The organism is Hymenobacter baengnokdamensis (genome assembly GCF_008728635.1).
Classification (GTDB): domain Bacteria; phylum Bacteroidota; class Bacteroidia; order Cytophagales; family Hymenobacteraceae; genus Hymenobacter; species Hymenobacter baengnokdamensis.
This window is the reverse complement of record NZ_CP044285.1, coordinates 2,147,470-2,165,166: the sequence shown is the minus strand read 5'-3', so window position 1 is coordinate 2,165,166 and position 17,697 is coordinate 2,147,470. Positions and strand designations below refer to the sequence as shown.

The following is a 17,697-nucleotide window of genomic DNA, read 5'->3' as shown; positions in this document are numbered from 1 at the left end:
GGGTTAGCAAAAAAAAGCCCCGCTAGCACACTGCTACCGAGGCTTTTTTATTCAAATTAACCCTATGTTACACCGTCGGCAACTCCACATTCTCAAACCGGACGGCACCGTCTTCCAGCACGGCTTCTACCACCGCGTCCTTGCTGACTTTGCCGGAGAGTATCTCCTTGCTCAGCTCGTTGAGAATCACGCGCTGCAACACGCGCTTGAGGGGCCGGGCGCCGAACTGCGGGTCGAAGCCCTGCTCGCCGAGGTAGTCGAGCACCTCGTCGGTGGCTTCGAGGGCGATGCCGACTTCGTGCAGGCGCTGCTGAATCTGCTTGAACTGGCTGTACCGCAAACGGCACCCTTTTTTGAGGACGTGGCGTTAACTTGTTGCATCATTAGTTTCCTCACTGCCATGACTCCCGCTACTGAGCCTCAATCTACTAAACTAAACGGGCTACAAATCAGCCTACTCCGCTTATTCGACCGGGGCATGAGCGATGAAGAAGTATTGGAATTGCGGCGGGTACTGGTCGCGCATATGTCTCAAAAATTATTGACCGAAGTAGAGCGCGTGAATGAAGAGCGCGGCTATACAGCGGCTGACGTGGAGGAAATGCTCAACGACCCTTCCTGATGCAGCGTCTGGTAGTGGATACTAATTGCCTATTGGCTTCTATTAACCCTCGTGGCACTTATTTCCGCCTATACGAGCTATTTATCAACCAGCAATTTGAGTGGGTACTCAGCAACGAAATCCTGACCGAGTATGAGGAGCAAGTTACCCGTCGCTACTCCATCCGTACCGCGCAGCAGGTGCATGATGTGCTAACCACGGCCTCTAACACCCACTTCCAAGAAGCATATTATAAATGGCAACTCATCGAAGCCGACCCGGACGATAATAAGTTCGTTGATGTAGCCGTAGCCGCCAACGCCGACTTTCTTATTACGAACGACCGGCATTTTGATGTACTCAAGCAAATTGCATTTCCACGAGTACCAATTAGTAGCTTACAGCCATTTCTAAACAATTTTCGGTAGCCCGGTTCCAATAGCAAAGCCCCGCCAGCATACAGCTAGCGGAGCTTTGCTATTCGAACTGATTCATTTACACCGTCGGCAGCTCCACATTCTCAAACCGTACGGCACCGTCTTCCAGTACCGCCTCAACCACGGCGTCCTTGCTGACTTTGCCAGAGAGAATCTCCTTGCTCAACTCGTTGAGGATGACGCGCTGCAACACGCGCTTGAGCGGCCTAGCGCCGAACTGCGGGTCGAAGCCCTGCTCACCGAGGTAGTCGAGTACCTCGTCGGTGGCTTCGAGGCTGATGCCGGCTTCGTGCAGGCGCTGCTGAATCTGCTTGAACTGGATATCGACAATCTTGCGGATTTCCTTGCGCTTGAGCGGCTGGAACATCACGATTTCGTCGATGCGATTCAGGAACTCGGGGCGCATGTGCTGGCGCAGGCGCTCCACTACTTCATCGCGGGTGCGGTCCACTACTTCTTCGTGGTTGTACTCGTTCAGCTCCTTGAAATTGCGCTGAATAATGTCGGCCCCGTGTTTGAGGTCATGATGATGATGGTGTTCTTGAAGTTCGCCACCCGGCCTTTGTTGTCGGTGAGGCGACCATCGTCGAGCACTTGCAGCAGGATGTTGAACACATCGGGGTGCGCTTTCTCAATCTCGTCGAGCAGCACCACCGAGTAGGGCTTGCGGCGCACGGCCTCCGTGAGCTGGCCGCCCTCGTCGTAGCCCACGTAGCCGGGAGGCGCCCCGATGAGGCGCGATACGGCGTGGCGCTCCTGAAACTCGCTCATGTCGATACGCACCATCGCGTTCTCGTCGTTGAACAGGTACTCGGCTAGGGCCTTGGCCAGCTCGGTCTTGCCTACCCCGGTAGTACCCAGGAAGATAAACGAGCCGATGGGCCGCTTGGGGTCCTGCAAACCGGCGCGCGAGCGGCGCACGGCATCCGAGATGGCGGCGATAGCTTCGCTCTGGCCGGCCACGCGGCGGCCCAGCTCAGCTTCGAGGCCCAGGAGCTTGTCGCGCTCGGCTTGCAGCATCTTGCTAACCGGGATGCCGGTCCACTTGGCCACTACCTCGGCAATGTCCTCGCTGGTCACGACCTCTTGCAGCATGCCGCCGCCGTCTTTGTTGGCGTTGGCTTCGTCCTGCAAGGCCTTAAGCTTCTGCTCGGCCTCCTGGATTTTACCGTAGCGCAGCTCGGCCACGCGGCCGTAGTCGCCCTGGCGCTCGGCCTGCTCGGCCTCAGTCTTGAAGCGCTCGATGTTCTCTTTCTCGGTCTGAATGCCGGTGAGCACGGATTTTTCACCTTCCCACTTCGCCTTTAGCTCGTCGCGCTGGGTGCCCAGCTCGGCCAACTCCTTGCTCAGCACGGCCTCGCGGTCGTGGTTTTCCTCGCGCCGGATGGCCTCGCGCTCAATCTCCAGCTGCATGATGCGGCGCTGGATTTCGTCGAGCTCCACGGGCATGGAGTTCAGCTCGATGCGCAGCTTGGCGGCGGCCTCGTCCATGAGGTCGATGGCTTTGTCGGGCAGGAAGCGGTCGGTGATGTAGCGGCTGCTCAGCTCCACGGCCGCAATCACGGCGTCGTCGGTGATACGCACGCCGTGGTGCAGCTCGTACTTTTCCTTGATGCCGCGCAGGATGCTGATGGCGTCGGGCACGCTCGGCTCATCGACCATCACGGCTTGGAAGCGACGCTCCAGGGCCTTGTCTTTCTCGATGTATTTCTGGTATTCCTTGAGCGTGGTAGCCCCTATGGCGTGCAGCTCGCCGCGGGCCAGGGCGGGCTTGAGCAGGTTGGCGGCGTCCATCGCGCCTTCGCCCCCGCCGCCGGCCCCAATCAGGGTATGAATCTCGTCGATGAAGAGAATAATCTCGCCTTCGGCGTCGGTCACTTCCTTGATAACGGCCTTGAGGCGCTCCTCAAATTCGCCCTTGTACTTGGCGCCGGCCACGAGCAGGCCCAGGTCGAGACTCATCAGGGTTTTGTCTTTCAGGTTTTCGGGTACGTCGCCGGCCACGATGCGCTGGGCCAGGCCCTCGGCAATGGCGGTTTTACCTACGCCAGGCTCGCCGAGTAGCACGGGGTTGTTTTTGGTGCGGCGCGACAAAATCTGGAGCACGCGGCGGATTTCCTCATCGCGCCCGATTACGGGGTCCATCTTGCCGGTGCGCACGCGCTCATTCAGGTTGATGGCGTAGCGGTTCAGGCTCTGATACTGCTCCTCGGCCGTCTGGCTGGTCACCTTGCGCCCGCCGCGCAATTCCTGGATGGCGGCTTTCAGGTCTTTCTCCGTGAAGCCGCTGTCCTTCAGCAGCGTAGCCACGCTGTCTTTGCCGCCCAGGATACCCAGCAGCAGGTGCTCAACCGACACAAACTCGTCGCCCATGCTGCGCATCTGGTCGTTGGCGCGCTGCACGGCGGCGGCGGCATCATTAGCCAGGTAGGGCGAGCCGCCGCTTACCTTGGGGTAGGCCGCCACGATGGCATCAAGCCGCTGGCCGAGGTTGCCCATGTTGGCGCCCAGCTTCTTACCCAGAAAAGCCAGCGTGTTCTCGTCGTTCTGTAATAAAGCCTTCAGCAGGTGGCCGGTTTCGATGGCCTGCTGCTGGTTGGCTCCGGCAATCTCGGTGGCCTTCTGCACGGCCTCCTGTGCCTTGATGGTGAAGTTTTTAAAGTCCATTGGTTTGCTTGGTTCTCGGTAGGTGCTTCGGGTTAGGAAGAGTGTACGAGGGTACTAGCAAACGAGGTGCAGAAGTATGAAATCAGACTTTTTGGCTGATTATTTGGTATTTTTCAGCATCATATATGACACAATTACCAGAAAATTTTTACGGGCTAAACTCATCTGGTATAATAAAACGTGAGAATCCACTTTCCATGAGGCGCTGATTTATCATAATAATCTACTTTGTTTTCATTCACTGTAACTAACGTGTCTGTTGACACCTTTTTTATCAACATTGGCGAATATGGAGGCAAATAAATAGAATCACCTTTAACCTTGTACTGGTAAACCATATCTCCATTGGATTTATATAAACCGCCACTAAATACTAACTCACCATATTTTGTAAACTTTAGTAGTGCAGGGTTAGTAGTAGAACCAGCGTATCCACCATCTCCATCTTTAGCTGGAAATGATGTAACTTCTTTGCCGTTAAGGTAGCAAACAACTTTTTTCACTGTCCAAATTCCAGAGAGGTCTTTATCCTCCAATTTATGGTCTTTTGAACACGACATTACAAACAGTGCAAATAAGCTAATTAATGCTACATTAATTTTCATGACAAAACGAAGTGTTTTAAAGAAACAGAATTATTACAATTACCGCTTCTTGGTAAGAATAAAAGAAAAATCTTTTCAGAATCCGGCCACTCTCTATAGGCAATAAATAATGAGCCTAATACTCTTTTTATCACTTCAGTATCAATTCCAACAATAATTAGTCCCGCTGACATATAATGATAATTTCTCACAAACCGAAACAGCTTATCTAAATCACGTTGAATGTTTAATAGCTCAATTTCAACTTTTACCTCTAATGCGACAGCGTTATGGGCATCAGACCCAGGCTTATGAAATACAAAATCTGGTTTCTCATTATTGAAATCAGGATATCCGCTTTTATCAAGCTCGCCATGAATAATTATCTTTTTCGTGCGAAGTTTTTTCCGCGTTTGATGATACAACTCATAACAAAATACACGTTCCCGGCTCAGACCATCTACATTATGAATAGCTGGAACAAGAATATAATCTTGCTCAACTGAATTTAGCGCACCCTCTATAGAAGCTAGATATTTCATAAGTTTATTTACATCACCTGCTTTAATCTGCTTGTACTGTAGTACACATTGTGCGCAAGCTATTCAGGAAACTTCAAATATCCGCTGGCACCATGACGAGCCAGCAAATAGAGCCTCTCCCGGCGCAGCGGGCGCTAGGGGGTGGCGGTAGACTGCTGCCCGTCCTCATACTCCTGCACCCAATCTTCCAACACGATACTAACCATATCGGAAAAGTGACGGGTGCTACGCGTAACCAGCGTTAAGCCGTGCGCCACCGTTACGCTGCCAATTAGCATGTCGAACTCGCCTTGTAGGCGGCCAATTCGTTTCAAGTGGGCTTTCTGCTGGGCGTAGGTTTCCAACGAATCGGAGAGGGATAGAAGCCTCCCAGCAAACAGCCGCCGGAACTCCGCGAGGCGCTGCCGATTCGCCAATTGGTGCGTGGGAGAGCTATTGGCTACACCGTACAGTAACTCGGCCACCGTCAGTTCACTCAGGTAGCAATTGGCGATACCAGCGCGCTTCAAGCGAGCAGCCAAGTCAAACTTGCGATGATGTGAACGCAGCTGTTCGTATCGAGTAAGTAAGCCGTCATAGGTTCACCTCGCGGGGAGCGTCGTGCCGCCCACCGTAAATCTGGCTCAACAGGTCTTCTTCGCCTTCCTCCTGTTGCCAGGAGCCAAATACTTGGTCAAGCAGCGCGTGCTGCTCGGCTTCCGAGAGTTCTTCAGTTGCTGGGGTAGCTACTGCCTCCCGTTTCCTTCGGCCTTCAAAATGCGCCACTAGGCCGTCGGGCAGGCTCTGGAGCCATTCAAGTGCCACCGCGGCCTGCTCAGCGGGAAACTCTAATTGAACATCAATTTTCATCTGGCTAAACTAACGTTGAAGGCTGTATTTTTCATTCATGCACCTAAAGCCCGCAGCTACTATTATTGCGCAAGTAGCGCGGGCTCATAGCTCGATATCGCGTTGCTCAGTATAGCGGGCCGCCTGCAACAGGCGGTTGAGGTCGTCGCCGGTTTCACCCTCCGATTGCCAAGCCCCAAAAAGGGAGCGAAACAGCGCGGCGCGGCGGGCGACATCGGCTTGGCGATTAGTAGAAGCCGTCGTTTCCGACACCTTAACCCCTAGGCGGTGCGCCAGGCTCATCAGTTCCTGAATAGCCTGTTCATTACTGGTTTCGAAGGATAAGACGTGCGGCTGCATGGCGGATAAATTAAATCGGGATACTACGAAACACTACGGCGGGCTCGGCAATTTCCAAAATCAACGCAGTGGGTGCGAGTAAGTGAAGCCAAAACCGTGACAGGTAACTCAAGTTATGGCGAGCCGCTAGGGCCCCAACAAGTTACTACGGAATACTTTAAGCCTCCATTCGGAAACGCTACGCCTTACTGCCTTCCTCGGCCAGCGGGTCTTTGCCATAGCTGTGGTACAGCCGCTGGCGAAACTCGGCGATGCGCTGCCGCTCGGCGGCTTCGGCGGCGGTAGCGGGTGGCCGTATGCGGACACCGGGCATTCGTTCCAGCAGCTCCAGCATAAACACGGCATCCTCGTCAGGGAATTCTACTTCAATCAGCGTCATTGGCGGGTGTATTTATATACTATGGCAAGCTACGGCAAAACAGCTGCCCCTCAGCAACGGTATAGACTGCGTTAAGCCTAAGAGCGTAGTTGGATTTTGCTAAAAACGCATCTAGCGCAGTTTCGAACTGGCAGAATAGTAGCGCGGACTTTTAGTCCGCGAGCACGACATGTTAGCACTCGCGGACTAAAAGTCCGCGCTACTTGCTAGCCGTACACTGACTGTGAAACCGAATACCCTAGCCGCTTTTATCCGACGCGCCAGCCCCAGGCCCTGATTCCGCAGCTGGCCTGTTGTCGCTGCATACGGGGCGAGGCGGCGCTGGCCGCTATTTTTTCCCGCCCTGCTTCTCCGCATCGGATGTATAATGCATCTTACCCATTTTCCGCAGCTGCTTGCGGTCCTGGCGGTCCAGGCCAGGCACTTTCTCGTCGTGGCGCGGGGCGCGGGGGCTGCCGCCATCGCGCGTGGCGGGCGTGCTCAGGGGCTGGCTGCCCGGCACCGTAGCCGGCGATACGAGCACCCCGGATGGAGTCACCACGGAACCGGCGGGCGCCACGGCCCCCGATGGCAATACGGTTTGGGCCAGCGCGGCGCTGGTACCGCAGGCAAAGAGGCCGGCTAGAAACAGGAAGGATTTCATAAAAAATTACTGAAATGAGAAGTAGTTGTGCGCTGCGCAGCCGCGTTGGTGCGGGTAGCAAGCAGCTGGGGCTTGCGGTGGGTTTGGGGCCAGCGTACCGGCTGCAAACTACTTCCGCGCCGCCAGCACCTCGCGCACCGAAGTCCAGCGGATATCGGGATAGCGGCTGTTGTCCAGCGGCGTGAGCCTGGGCAGGCCGGTAAACATGTTGTGCAGGTACTGCATGCCCTGCCAGGGCGGAAATACTTCGTTGGGAGCCGGCACCAGGCGGCGCGTTACCCGAATCATCAGCTTCAGCAGCCACAGGCCACCGGCGCGCAGCCGGCGAAAGCGCTGGCCGGTGGCCTCGGTGGCCGCCCGCTGCAAGTCGCGGATGCTGGCCACTTCGCCGGCCACGCGCAGGTAGCGGGGCGTGGTGGGGTCGAGGGCAGCGGCGGCCGTGAAAGCGGCCGTATTGTCGATGGTGGTGAAGTCAAGCGGCTGGTCGGCCGAGCCCCAGTAAAGCACCCGCTTGATTTTGAACAGCACCACCGGAGCCTGCCCGGTGAGCAACTCCATAAACATGCCGTTGAGGACCGACGTGGCCCGGATGGGCGCCTGGTCGAGCCGGCGGCCGAACTCGCGGCGCAGGTCGAGGTTGCGGTTGGAGCCTTCGGGGAGCCTGGTGAAGTCGATGGCGAAATCGGACGGAATAAAGCGGGGCACGCCGGCCGCTACGGCTGCTTCGAGCAGCCGCGTCTGGGTGTCCACAATCACGTCGCGCAGGCCGGAGAGGGCCGATACTACGCAGGCGGCCCCCGCGCAGGCTTGCGTGAGGGCGGGAACGCTGGTGAAATCGACCTCCACGATGGTCACTCCCTGCGCGCGCAGAGCGGCAACTTCCGGCCTGGTATTGCCGGGGCGAACGAGGGCCCGCACGCGGGCTCCGTGGGCGAGCAGCGCCTGCGCGATGCGCTGACCCAGGTCGCCGGTAGCGCCAGCCAGCACAATGGTAGCGGGCCCGACTGGCGAGTCGAGGCGGGTAGCGGGGGTTGGCTTTATCAAGGGGAGAAGGTTGGCCGCCCGAGGTTTTGCGCGGCTTTCCGGCTGCTATACGCGCAATTGGCAGCGCCGGGCTACTTGTGCGCGTCGGAAGCGCTGAGCCTACGCCCGCAGCATATACTGGTGCGGAATACCATCTTCCAGGTAAGGCTCGCCCTGCTGCACAAAGCCCAGGCTCTCGTAAAAAGCCTGCAAGTAGCACTGCGCACCTATTTTGATGGGCTGCTCCCCAAACAGCGCGGCGCACTCGGCAATGGCCTGGCTCATCAGCTGCCGGCCCAGGCCAGCGCGGCGGTAGCGCGGCGCAGTCACGACCCGGCCGATGCTCACCTGCGCGTAGCTGCGGCCGGCGGCAAACAGCCGGGCATAGGCCGCCAGCTCGCCGGAGGCGGTGCGCCCGAGCAGGTGGTAAGCAGCCTGGTCGTGGCCATCAATATCGAGAAAAGGGCAGGTTTGCTCCACCACAAACACCTCGCTGCGAAGCTGGAGCAGCGCATAAAGCTCCGTCAGGGTGAGCGTATCGAAGGGCTTGGTAGTCCAGTGTACTGTCATGGGCTGCGAAGCTAGCGCCGGGCCGGGGTTACTGCCGCGGTTTGGCCGGCTGCGTACAAGCCAGTAAGCAGCCAGGACCTTATCCTTGTCAATTGGGGCCAGCCAAAAGGCGCAGCGAGCAAAAGGGCTGAAACAAGCCTTGCAGCGCCACGTTTGCAACCAGGCAGGCAACCCCAGGGCCGCCAATACATAGTACATTCACTATATAAACCCCGACCTTATGCCTGCTGTTCAGCTTGACGAAATAACCTTTGAAAACCCTTTTGTAGAGGAGCTGCGCGGCGAAGCCTCGGGCACCAGCGGCTCGCGGCAGGTGCCGGGGTATTGCTACTCGCGGGTAGCCCCTACGCCCGTGCGGGAGCCGCGCCTGCTGGCGTGGTCTGAGGAGCTGGCCGAGTACCTGGGCCTCGAAAAACCGGCTGAGCGCGGCGCGGCCGTGGCTATTCTGGCGGGTAATATTCTCACCCCGAGCATGAAGCCGTTTGCGGCGCGCTACGGCGGGCACCAGTTTGGCAACTGGGCGGGGCAGCTCGGCGATGGCCGGGCCATCTCGCTGGGCCAGGTGCCCGCCCTAGACGGCTCGCGCTGGGAAATTCAGCTGAAGGGCGCCGGGCCTACCCCCTACTCGCGCCGGGCCGACGGCCGGGCGGTGCTGCGCTCGTCGGTGCGCGAGTTTTTGTGCAGCGAAGCCATGCATTACCTGGGCGTGCCCACCACGCGGGCGCTGAGCCTGGTGAGCACTGGCGATGAGGTGATGCGCGACATATTTTACAACGGCAATGCGGCGCCCGAGCCGGGGGCCATTGTGGCGCGGGTAGCGCCTACTTTTATTCGCTTCGGCAGCTTTCAGCTGCTGGCGGCCCACGCCGAGGTCGATAACCTGCGGGCACTGGCCGATTATACTATCCGCCACCACTACCCCGAGCTGGGTGCGCCTTCGGAGGAGGTGTACGTACGCTGGTTTGAGGAAATAGCGCGGCGCACGGCCGTGATGGTGGCGCACTGGATGACGGTAGGCTTTGTGCACGGCGTGATGAACACCGATAATATGTCGGTGCTGGGGCTCACCATCGACTACGGCCCCTACGGCTGGCTGGAGCCCTACGACCCCGAGTGGACGCCCAACACCACCGACTTTGGCTCGCGCCGCTACGCCTTCGGGCAGCAGCCGCGCGTAGCGCTGTGGAACCTGATGGCGCTGGCCCAGGCCCTGGTGCCGCTCGTAGCCGACGCTCAGGCCTTGCGCCCCGCCCTTACGGTATATGCCGATACGCTGGCCGCCTCGCAACACGAGCTGCTGCTAGCGAAGCTCGGCCTCACGCCCCACAACCCGGCCCCCGACCGCGCCCTCACCGAAGCGCTGCCGGCCGCGCTGGCCGGGCCGGCGGTAGACATGACGATTTTCCTCCGCCAGCTTTCCCGGCTGGTGCCGGCGCTGCTAGCACCCGGCACCAACGAAGCCGAAGTTTTTTCCGAGCTGCTGGCAAAGGCAGCTTATTTGCCCGCGCCCGGCCCGGACCAGGGGCTGCTGGACTGGCTGGCCCGCTACGCCCAGCGCCTGCGGCAGGAAGCTGGTAGCCCCGAAGCCATTCAGCTCGGGATGCTGCGCGCCAACCCCAAGTATGTGCTGCGCAACTACCTCGCCCAGCAGGCTATTGAGGCGGCCGAAGCCGGTGACCTCACCCCGCTCGAAACGCTGTTTCGTGTGCTGAAAACGCCTTTCGACGAGCACCCCGAGCACGAAGCACTGGCAGCCCGGCGGCCCGACTGGGCCAGTAACAAGCCCGTCAGCGCTACGCTTTCGTGCAGCTCGTAAGTTGTTTGCTCTCATACGTTAGCACATGCCTGTTCCTGTCAATTACATCGGCTGCTCCGGGTTTTCGTTTCGCGACTGGAAAGGCGTGTTCTACCCGCCCGAGCTGCCGCCGCGCAAGTGGTTTGCCTACTACTGCTCGCAGTTTAATACCCTGGAGCTGAACGTTACTTTTTACCGGATGCCGACGCTCAAAGCGTTTGAAGCCTGGTATGACCAAAGTCCGGCCGATTACCGTTTCTCGGTAAAAGCGCCGCGCCTGGTTACGCACTATAAGAAGTTCAACGCCGATGCCCAGCCCATTCTGGCTGATTTTTACGGCACGGTGCGCGAAGGGCTGCGCGATAAGCTGGGACCAGTGCTGTTTCAGCTGCCGCCCAAAGCCGGGTACAGCGACGAGCTGGCCCAGCGCCTTGTCGAAAGCCTCGACCCGAGCTTTACCAACGTAGCGGAGTTTCGACATCCAAGCTGGTGGGAAGCCGAGCCGCAGCGCCTGCTTACCCGGCACGGTGTTGCCTTCGTGGGCCAAAGCTACCCCGCGCCGCTGGAGCTTCCTGATGAGGTGGTGGCCAACACGCCGGTGCTGTACTACCGCTTTCACGGCGTGCCCGAGCTATATAAATCGTCCTACAGCCCTGATTTTCTGGCCCGAATTGCGGCCGAGGTAAAAGCCGCCAAAAATGCGCAGCAGGTATACCTATTTTTTAATAATGGTATCGGCGGCGTGGGCGTGCAAAACGCCCGGCAAATGCAGGCGCTGCTGGCTCCTTAGAAGCAGTTTGAGTCGGCCAAAATAGGTCGGACGCAGCTTTGCGTCTCGGTGTCTGCGCCGTAAGAAAAGTATGCTCCAGGTATCGTTCAACGTCCAGACGCAAAGATGCGTCTCTACATCCGCCTGCTGACCTCAAAGTTTAACTCAAACAACTTCTTAACGACGGCGCGACGCTCGCAGTTGATAAGCCTTAAGATGGAAACTTCTGAATCAGCTTTTTATATTCAGCGAATCATATACTTCCTCGATATGGCGCTCGACTACCTCTAGCGGCAGGCGCGACAAGGCCAGGTACGCGGCATGAAACCGCTGGATAGCGAAGCCGGGCCGGCGCGCAAGCCGGCCTTTCATGTCCTCAATGCGCTGGGCCCCTACCTTATAGCTCAGGCACTGGCCGGGCCAGGTGGTGACGCGGTTGATTTCGCGCTCGGCGATATCGTCCTGACCCGGCACGTTGGCCTGCCAGTAAGCCAACGCCTGCGCATGGGTCCAGCCCCGGTCATGAATGCCCACGTCGAGCACCACGCGGGCCGAGCGCACGAGGTCCCACTCCCACTTACCCAGCTCAGCCTCGGGCTGCTGATAAAGCCCCAGCTGCTTGCCCAGGTACTCGACGTAGCAGCCCCAGCCTTCGGCATTACCCGAATAAAAGGTGCTGGCACTGAGCGGCGAATAGGGCCGGGTACGCCGCTGCATCGACGCCTGGTAGTGGTGGCCCGGAATACCTTCGTGCTCAAAAATCCACTCCATCGCCCGGATATTGTGGCGGCCGGTAGCAAAATTAAACTCGTAGCACCCCGGCTGATAGATGCCCGGCGGCATGGCTGCCGTAGCCCCCGGCCACGGGCGAATGCGCAGGTACGGCACGGCCGTATCGGCAAACAGCACCGGCAGGCGCCGCTTAATCTGGCGCTCGATAACGCGGTAGCGGGCCAGAATCTGCGTTGAATCGGTAAGCAAGAACTTTTCGGAGCTGAGGTAGCGGTAAAAGCCGGCGCTGTCCTGTGCGTAGCCCATCTGGCGGCGCAGGCGGCGAATTTCATCCTGCACCCGCTTCACCTGCTGCTGGCCAAAGGTGAACAGCGCATCGGCCGGCAGCGGCGTGCTGGTGTACTGGCGGGCATAGAGCGCATACCAGGCCGAATGATTGGGCAGCGCGGCCAGGCCCGTTGTCGGCACCCGGCCGCCCGCTTCCTGAAAAGCCATTTCGAGCGCCACTCGCCGCAGGTTTTGCGCCGTTTCGTAGCGGAGGTGGTCGAGGGTAATCCGCTCGGCGAGGCGCAGGCCGGCGGGCTTTATCCCGGCCAGGCGGTGCTGCACTGCCAGAAAGAAAGCCTGCTGGCGCTGCAGGTTGACCCTGGCCGGAATCTGCCGCAGATTTAGCTGGTAGTCAAAGTCCAGCGGCGGTATCCGGAGCTGCTGGTAGCCGGCCAGGTAGTCGGCGGCAAGCTTCTCCACTGCCTGCGCCCGGGCAACGCTGGCAAAAGCCAGCAGCAAAAACAGGTGTAGTATTCTTCTGCTCATGGCCGTCAGGCAAAACGTTTTCATGCTGGTTTAATGTCGGCTGGCAGTGGCGGCTGGCTGCGCTGACTACTTACGATTCAGCAGGTAAGCCCCCAGCACCAGCAAAGCTACGCCCGCTAGCTTGCTGCTTGATAACGGGCTGCGCGACAGATTAAGCACGCCAAGCTGGTCGTAGAGCAGCGCCGTCAGCAGCTGCCCGGCTACCACGAGGGCAAACAGACTGGCCGCGCCCACGCGCTGGAGCGAGAACGTAATAGTCAGCACGTAGCCCACTCCGAGCAGGCCGCCCGTCCAGTAATACCATTTCAGGCTACCTAGCTCGGCCAGGGCGGGCAGCGGCGTGCGCGTGAGCAGCAGGAGCGCCCCGGCCACCAGGCTGCCGCCCAGGTAAGAAATAAAAACTGCCCAGCCTACGCTGTGCAAAGCGCCGCGCAGCTGGCTGTTCACGGCCGATTGAGTGGTAATGGCCGCGCCGGCCAGCACGAGCAACAGTAACAGGAAAGGCTTCATGGTTTAAAGAGTAAATTTTTGGCGAGCTGAATTCCGGTTAGTAACGTGGCAGGCGCGTAAACAGCAACGGGCACCCTCTCATTTTCCATTTCCTGATGTCAACTTTCACTCTCGAACGACTTTCCTTTCAGCACCTTTCCGAATTGCCCCACGCCTGGCAGGCGGCCGACTACCTGGCCCTGCTTACCCAGCTCGATTTTGACAGCCCCGAGGCCATTGCGCCCGCCGAGCTGAAGGAGATGTGCCAGCTGGCGCTTACCGACCTGGAGCCCGCCGCCGCGGCCGAAACAGTGCTTACCTATCTCTTTGCCGACCAGCTCACCAAGGGCCAGTTTGACCAGCTCGCCCACCAGCTGCAAACCGAAAAGCTTTGGGAAGAAAATCCCAATTTTGCGCTGCACCAAGGCTTTTTCAACGCCACGCAACTGCTTTACGAGGCTTACAACGGTAAATTTCCGCATCCGCAGGCGGTGGAGTTTAAGGTAAAGGTCACCGCAGCCAACCCGGCCGATTTGGCCCTGCTCGACCATGAGCCCGCAGCTACTCTGCTGCGCCTGCTCGCGCCGGGCTTATCAGACCGCGCCCTGCTGCATCGCTTGTTCGGCGAACAGCTGGCGGGCGGCGAGTTTGCCGAAGCACCCGCCATTCTGTGGCAGCTCAGCGCCAGCGAAAAGACAGCCAGCAGCGTGGTATTTGACGTCATCAGCTCCGATTACTGGCTCGAAGAATTTAAGTTTGCCGATACGTACGAGGCCAGTCTGCCGGCCGCCGGTTAACTAGTTGCCAGTCATTTTTCGAATGAAGTCGGTTTCATCCCGGCGGTAAGGCGTGCCCTCGGGGCGGAACACCTCGTGAAACCACTCAGCGGGCTCGCTGCCATCGGCCAGGGGCGTATCCCAGGCATATTTGGTGTTGGTTTTGCCCGCCACCAGCCCCCAGCTGATGGCCGCCACGTGGTGGCTCTTGAGCAAGGGTAAAATGGTGGTAAAGCGCGAGTTGCGGGGCCGGGCCATGTACTCGGTGCACAGCAGCGGCCGGCCATGCGTGGCCAGCAGGTCGATAACGCGCTGGTGGGCGGGGGCCTCGTCGTAGTCATGGTAGGTGATAACGTCGGAATGCAGCGCCTGAAAAGCGTTAAGCGCCTCGAATTCCCAGTTCCACAGCCCCGCGCTCAGCGGCTGGTCGGGGCGCACGGCTGCGGCCCAGGCAAAGACATTGCGCAGCAGCGGCAGCGACGCCATCCCCTTGTTGCTATTGCCGGGCTCATTATACAAATCCCAGAGCAGCACGCGCTTATCGTGGGCAAAGCTGGTGAGCACATCCGTTACGTAGGGCCGCAGCTGCATAAAGGTGGCCGAGTCGCGCGAGGCGGGGTCGCCGGGGTCCTGCATCCAGCCCGAATTGTGAATGCCCGGCTTGGGTGCCGGTTGCCGGCCGGGTTGCGGGTCTTTGTTCCAGCAGTCGTCGAAAAACACGAAGATGGTCTGCATGTGGTGCCTATCGGCAATCGCCAGGTAGTCGCTCACCCGCTTTTTAAAGCCGGCCGGGTCCTGCTTCCAGGCCAGGCTGTGCAAAAATACCCGCATGGTATTGAAGCCAATACCTTCGGCCCAACCCAGCTCTTTATCAATGGTTTGCGGGTCAAAAGTAGCCGCCTGCCACATCTCCAGCTGATTGATAGCCGTGCTGGGAATGAAGTTGGCGCCGGCCAGCCATGCCTGGGTGCTATACCAGGTAGTGGCTTTGGCCGCCGGCCAGCGCGCCGGTGGCAGCTGGCCGTGAGTTTTTGCTTTCTGCGCCTGGGCAGCGGCTGCGCCAAGCAGTATCAGCGCCAGCAGTAAGGCAAGCAGTTTTTTCATTCGCAATAACCCAAAGCTATCCTGTTTTAAACCGGGATAGCTAGTTCAGACCAACCTTGCCCTTCATCGACTCAAACAGCTTGGGCGAGTCGAAGCCGACGCCCTGCTTGAACACGATTTCCATCTGGCGCAGCTGGCGAATATCCTTTTCGGGGTCGCCGTTGACCAGCACCAGGTCGGCCTGCTTGCCGGCTTCGATGGTGCCAATTTCGCGGTCGCGGCCCAGGTAGATGGCCCCATTCAGGGTGCATATCTTGATGGCTTGCAGCGGCGTGAAACCGCCCTCTACCAGCAGCTCAACCTGGCGGCGGTTGGCGTAGCCGGCAATGGTACGGCCCGCGCCGGTGGGGTCGGTGCCGGCCACGAGCAGGCCGCCGGCATCGTAAAACTGCTTTTCCCAGGCTTGCTCTTTTTTGAACAGCGACACGCTGGCCGAGTCTTTGCCCTGGCTGGCGTTCCAGGTGGCGGTTTCGCGCTCTTGCAGCTGGGGCACCAGCGCCGCCAGGCCGCCGCCCAGCACCACCTCGCGGCCGGTGTAGGGCTCAAACACGGGCAGCGTAGAGGTAAGCGCTACGTGCTTGCTAATGAGCAGCTTGATAAGGTCGGTCATGGCCGGGCTGTTCTGGGGCAGGCGCTGCAACGCCTGGTGGGCAGCCGGGTAGTCGCAGGCATCGGCCACTTTGCCGGTCAGAAAATCGGAGCTGGCCATAAAGCCGTGCTCCAGGTTGTCGATGCCCGTTTCGGCGGCCTCGCGGTAGGTAATGGCGCAGAGATGCCCGGTTACTTTGAGGTGGCGGGCGTGGGCCTCGCGCACCACGGCGGCCAGGTCGGCGCGGGTGGCGTGCATGTACATCTTAAATGATGTGCAGCCCTTATCGGCCCAGAACTTTGTGCTCGCGGCAGCATCTTCGGGGCCTTTCACGGTGTTCAGGGCCGGAATATCCATGCCCGGCTCCTCCATGTAGGGCGCAGTTACATCCATATCGGGGCCAATAAATTTCCCTTCGCTGATAAGGCGCTTCAGGGCCAAATCGGTTTGCGGCTCGATGCTGCCAGCCGTGCGAATGGTGGTAGCGCCCCCGGCCAGATACAGGCGCGGAAACGAATAGGGCATTTGGGCAATATTAAAAAACCCGCCCGCCGGCATGGTATAGTAGAGGTGCTCGTGCAGCATCACCAGGCCAGGAATCAGCGTTTTGCCGGTGCAATTGACGACCTCGGCCCCGGCCGGCACTTTCACCTTTTTGGCGCTGCCCACCTGCTCAATGCGGCCATTGCGCAGCACCACGGTTTGGTGCAGCAGCGCGGGCCGGCCGGTGCCATCCATAACCTTGGCATCGGTGAGGGCTACCACCGGGGCATTTACTTTGATAAAGGCCTGCACGGCCGGCGTAAAGGCGGGTGCAGTTTGCGCACGGCCGCTGATGGCTACTGCCACGCCGGCTAAAGCTCCGAGCAGGCAACGGGTAAGCTGTTGTTTTTTCATCACGGTGAAGAGCCCAGGGCCAAACCGAACGGGCAACTATAGCCGTCCATCGCTCAGCCGTATTTTCCGTAAAGCTACTCCTATGCGCATCCCTTACTTACAGCTTCGACAAGAATTTGAGCGTGTGCTGCTGGCGCTCGGCTTTGAGCCCACCAAGGCCGGGCAGTGCGCCACGCTGTTTGCCGACAATAGCCGCGATGGCGTGTACACGCACGGCCTCAACCGCTTTCCTACTTTCGTGGGCCACGTCCGGGCCGGCCTGGTACGGCCTGGGGCCGAGCCCGAACTACTGGAAGCCAACGGCCTGGTTGAGCGCTGGGACGGCCACTATGGCCCCGGCCCCACCAATGCCGCCGCCGGCATGGCCCGCGCCATCGAGCTGGCCCAGGCGCACGGCATCGGCTGCGTAGCGCTGCGCCATACCAACCACTGGATGCGCGGCGGCAGCTACGGCTGGCAGGCCGCCGAAGGCGGCTGCATCGGCCTCTGCTTTACCAACACCATTGCCAACGTAACGCCCTGGGGCGGCACCGACGCCCGGCTTGGCAACAACCCGCTGGTACTGGCCGTGCCGCGCCCCGGCGGCCACCTCGTGCTCGATATGGCCATTTCACAATATTCGTTCGGTAAGATGAGCACGTATGCGGCGGCCGGCGAGCCGCTGCCCGTGCCCGGCGGCTACGACCAGGCCGGCCACCTCACCACCGATGCCGGGGCCATTATGACCTCGCAGCGCGGCGCGCCCATCGGCTTCTGGAAAGGCTCGGGACTGGCGCTGATGCTTGACGTGGTGCTGGCCGCGCTCAGCGGGGGCCGCTCTACGGCCGATATCACCCAGGCCGGGCAGGAAAGCGGCGTATCGCAGTGCTTTATCGCCATCCGGCAACCAGCACTGCACCAAGAAGTTATCGAGCATATATTGCAGTTTACCAAAAGCAGCCCGTCCGGCCCCGGCAGCACCGGCATCTTTTACCCCGGCGAGCAGTCGCTGGCTACGCGCACGGCTAATCTGGCGCAGGGCATTCCGGTAAATGAGGCCATCTGGCAGCAGGTGTGCGCGCTGGAAAGGTAGCGGGCCAGCCAGGCAAAATATATTTTA

At 59.4% G+C, this 17,697-nt stretch carries 19 protein-coding genes and 2 pseudogenes; 6 read left to right on the top strand and 15 right to left on the bottom strand.

The genetic code is table 11. The features are described 5' to 3' along the window. Positions 1 to 67 precede the first annotated feature (67 nt). Positions 68 to 328, bottom strand: a pseudogene (locus F6X24_RS09275) (hypothetical protein); the annotation flags it as partial. A 72-nt stretch (positions 329 to 400) separates the two neighbouring features. Between F6X24_RS09275 and F6X24_RS09270 the strand changes: the two are divergent. Together F6X24_RS09270 and F6X24_RS09265 are read left to right on the top strand one after the other, a co-directional pair. Beyond that, complete coding sequence (locus F6X24_RS09270) at positions 401 to 622, top strand: hypothetical protein (RefSeq protein ID WP_151087725.1); 222 nt, start codon at positions 401 to 403, stop codon at positions 620 to 622. Positions 623 to 654: 32 nt separating this feature from the next. Then, on the top strand, positions 655 to 1,029 hold the full coding sequence (locus tag F6X24_RS09265; protein ID WP_229725468.1) for a putative toxin-antitoxin system toxin component, PIN family: 375 nt from the start codon (positions 655 to 657) through the stop codon (positions 1,027 to 1,029). A gap of 67 nt (positions 1,030 to 1,096) precedes the next feature. On the opposite strand, the pseudogene clpB reads toward F6X24_RS09265, so the two are convergent. From clpB to F6X24_RS09215, 10 genes and pseudogenes are all read right to left on the bottom strand, one after another. Next, a pseudogene (clpB, locus tag F6X24_RS09260) lies at positions 1,097 to 3,705 on the bottom strand (ATP-dependent chaperone ClpB). A gap of 161 nt (positions 3,706 to 3,866) precedes the next feature. After that, entirely contained in the window at positions 3,867 to 4,310 is a 444-nt protein-coding gene (locus F6X24_RS09255; protein WP_151087723.1) for a hypothetical protein, read from the bottom strand. Continuing rightward, positions 4,307 to 4,831: a hypothetical protein gene (locus F6X24_RS09250; RefSeq protein WP_151087722.1), complete on the bottom strand. Its 525-nt coding sequence runs from the start codon at positions 4,829 to 4,831 to the stop codon at positions 4,307 to 4,309. Before F6X24_RS09250 ends, F6X24_RS09255 begins: the two co-directional genes overlap by 4 nt. 134 nt (positions 4,832 to 4,965) lie before the next feature. Further along, entirely contained in the window at positions 4,966 to 5,295 is a 330-nt protein-coding gene (locus F6X24_RS09245) for a PIN domain-containing protein (RefSeq protein WP_394349946.1), read from the bottom strand. 109 nt (positions 5,296 to 5,404) lie between these two features. Then, positions 5,405 to 5,680 carry a hypothetical protein gene (locus tag F6X24_RS09240; RefSeq protein ID WP_151087720.1) on the bottom strand — a complete coding sequence of 92 codons (276 nt, stop codon included), beginning with the start codon at positions 5,678 to 5,680 and terminating at the stop codon, positions 5,405 to 5,407. 84 nt (positions 5,681 to 5,764) lie between these two features. Further along, complete coding sequence (locus tag F6X24_RS09235) at positions 5,765 to 6,019, bottom strand: hypothetical protein (RefSeq protein ID WP_151087719.1); 255 nt, start codon at positions 6,017 to 6,019, stop codon at positions 5,765 to 5,767. 178 nt (positions 6,020 to 6,197) lie between these two features. Beyond that, on the bottom strand, positions 6,198 to 6,398 hold the full coding sequence (locus F6X24_RS09230) for a hypothetical protein (protein WP_151087718.1): 201 nt from the start codon (positions 6,396 to 6,398) through the stop codon (positions 6,198 to 6,200). Between the two features lie 328 nt (positions 6,399 to 6,726). Further along, complete coding sequence (locus tag F6X24_RS09225; protein ID WP_151087717.1) at positions 6,727 to 7,041, bottom strand: hypothetical protein; 315 nt, start codon at positions 7,039 to 7,041, stop codon at positions 6,727 to 6,729. A 108-nt stretch (positions 7,042 to 7,149) separates the two neighbouring features. Next, complete coding sequence (locus F6X24_RS09220; RefSeq protein ID WP_229725466.1) at positions 7,150 to 8,085, bottom strand: aromatic alcohol reductase; 936 nt, start codon at positions 8,083 to 8,085, stop codon at positions 7,150 to 7,152. 99 nt (positions 8,086 to 8,184) lie between these two features. Continuing rightward, a complete protein-coding gene (locus F6X24_RS09215) occupies positions 8,185 to 8,634 on the bottom strand; it encodes a GNAT family N-acetyltransferase (protein WP_151087716.1) in 450 nt (149 codons plus the stop codon). 220 nt (positions 8,635 to 8,854) lie between these two features. On the opposite strand from F6X24_RS09215, the gene F6X24_RS09210 reads away from it, so the two are divergent. Next, positions 8,855 to 10,450 (top strand): protein adenylyltransferase SelO, encoded by a 1,596-nt coding sequence (locus tag F6X24_RS09210; protein ID WP_151087715.1) that lies wholly within the window; start codon positions 8,855 to 8,857, stop codon positions 10,448 to 10,450. A 25-nt stretch (positions 10,451 to 10,475) separates the two neighbouring features. Further along, positions 10,476 to 11,219 (top strand): DUF72 domain-containing protein, encoded by a 744-nt coding sequence (locus F6X24_RS09205; RefSeq protein WP_151087714.1) that lies wholly within the window; start codon positions 10,476 to 10,478, stop codon positions 11,217 to 11,219. 210 nt (positions 11,220 to 11,429) lie between these two features. Here F6X24_RS09205 and F6X24_RS09200 read toward each other — a convergent pair whose 3' ends face one another. Together F6X24_RS09200 and F6X24_RS09195 are read right to left on the bottom strand one after the other, a co-directional pair. Continuing rightward, entirely contained in the window at positions 11,430 to 12,767 is a 1,338-nt protein-coding gene (locus tag F6X24_RS09200) for a DUF885 domain-containing protein (protein WP_151087713.1), read from the bottom strand. A gap of 42 nt (positions 12,768 to 12,809) precedes the next feature. Then, positions 12,810 to 13,253 carry a DMT family transporter gene (locus F6X24_RS09195; protein WP_151087712.1) on the bottom strand — a complete coding sequence of 148 codons (444 nt, stop codon included), beginning with the start codon at positions 13,251 to 13,253 and terminating at the stop codon, positions 12,810 to 12,812. 95 nt (positions 13,254 to 13,348) lie between these two features. Between F6X24_RS09195 and F6X24_RS09190 the strand changes: the two genes are divergently transcribed. Further along, entirely contained in the window at positions 13,349 to 14,029 is a 681-nt protein-coding gene (locus F6X24_RS09190) for a hypothetical protein (RefSeq protein ID WP_151087711.1), read from the top strand. On the opposite strand, the gene F6X24_RS09185 is transcribed toward F6X24_RS09190, so the two are convergent. Together F6X24_RS09185 and F6X24_RS09180 are read right to left on the bottom strand one after the other, a co-directional pair. Then, positions 14,030 to 15,112, bottom strand: a complete 1,083-nt coding sequence (locus F6X24_RS09185; RefSeq protein ID WP_151087710.1) for a glycoside hydrolase 5 family protein — start codon at positions 15,110 to 15,112, stop codon at positions 14,030 to 14,032. 40 nt (positions 15,113 to 15,152) lie between these two features. Next, positions 15,153 to 16,598 carry an amidohydrolase family protein gene (locus F6X24_RS09180; protein ID WP_151087709.1) on the bottom strand — a complete coding sequence of 482 codons (1,446 nt, stop codon included), beginning with the start codon at positions 16,596 to 16,598 and terminating at the stop codon, positions 15,153 to 15,155. Between the two features lie 82 nt (positions 16,599 to 16,680). Between F6X24_RS09180 and yiaK the strand changes: the two genes are divergently transcribed. Next, the gene (gene yiaK / locus F6X24_RS09175) at positions 16,681 to 17,670 is read left to right on the top strand and encodes a 3-dehydro-L-gulonate 2-dehydrogenase (protein WP_151087708.1); all 990 of its coding nucleotides are present in this window, start codon (positions 16,681 to 16,683) and stop codon (positions 17,668 to 17,670) included. Positions 17,671 to 17,697: the final 27 nt, after the last annotated feature.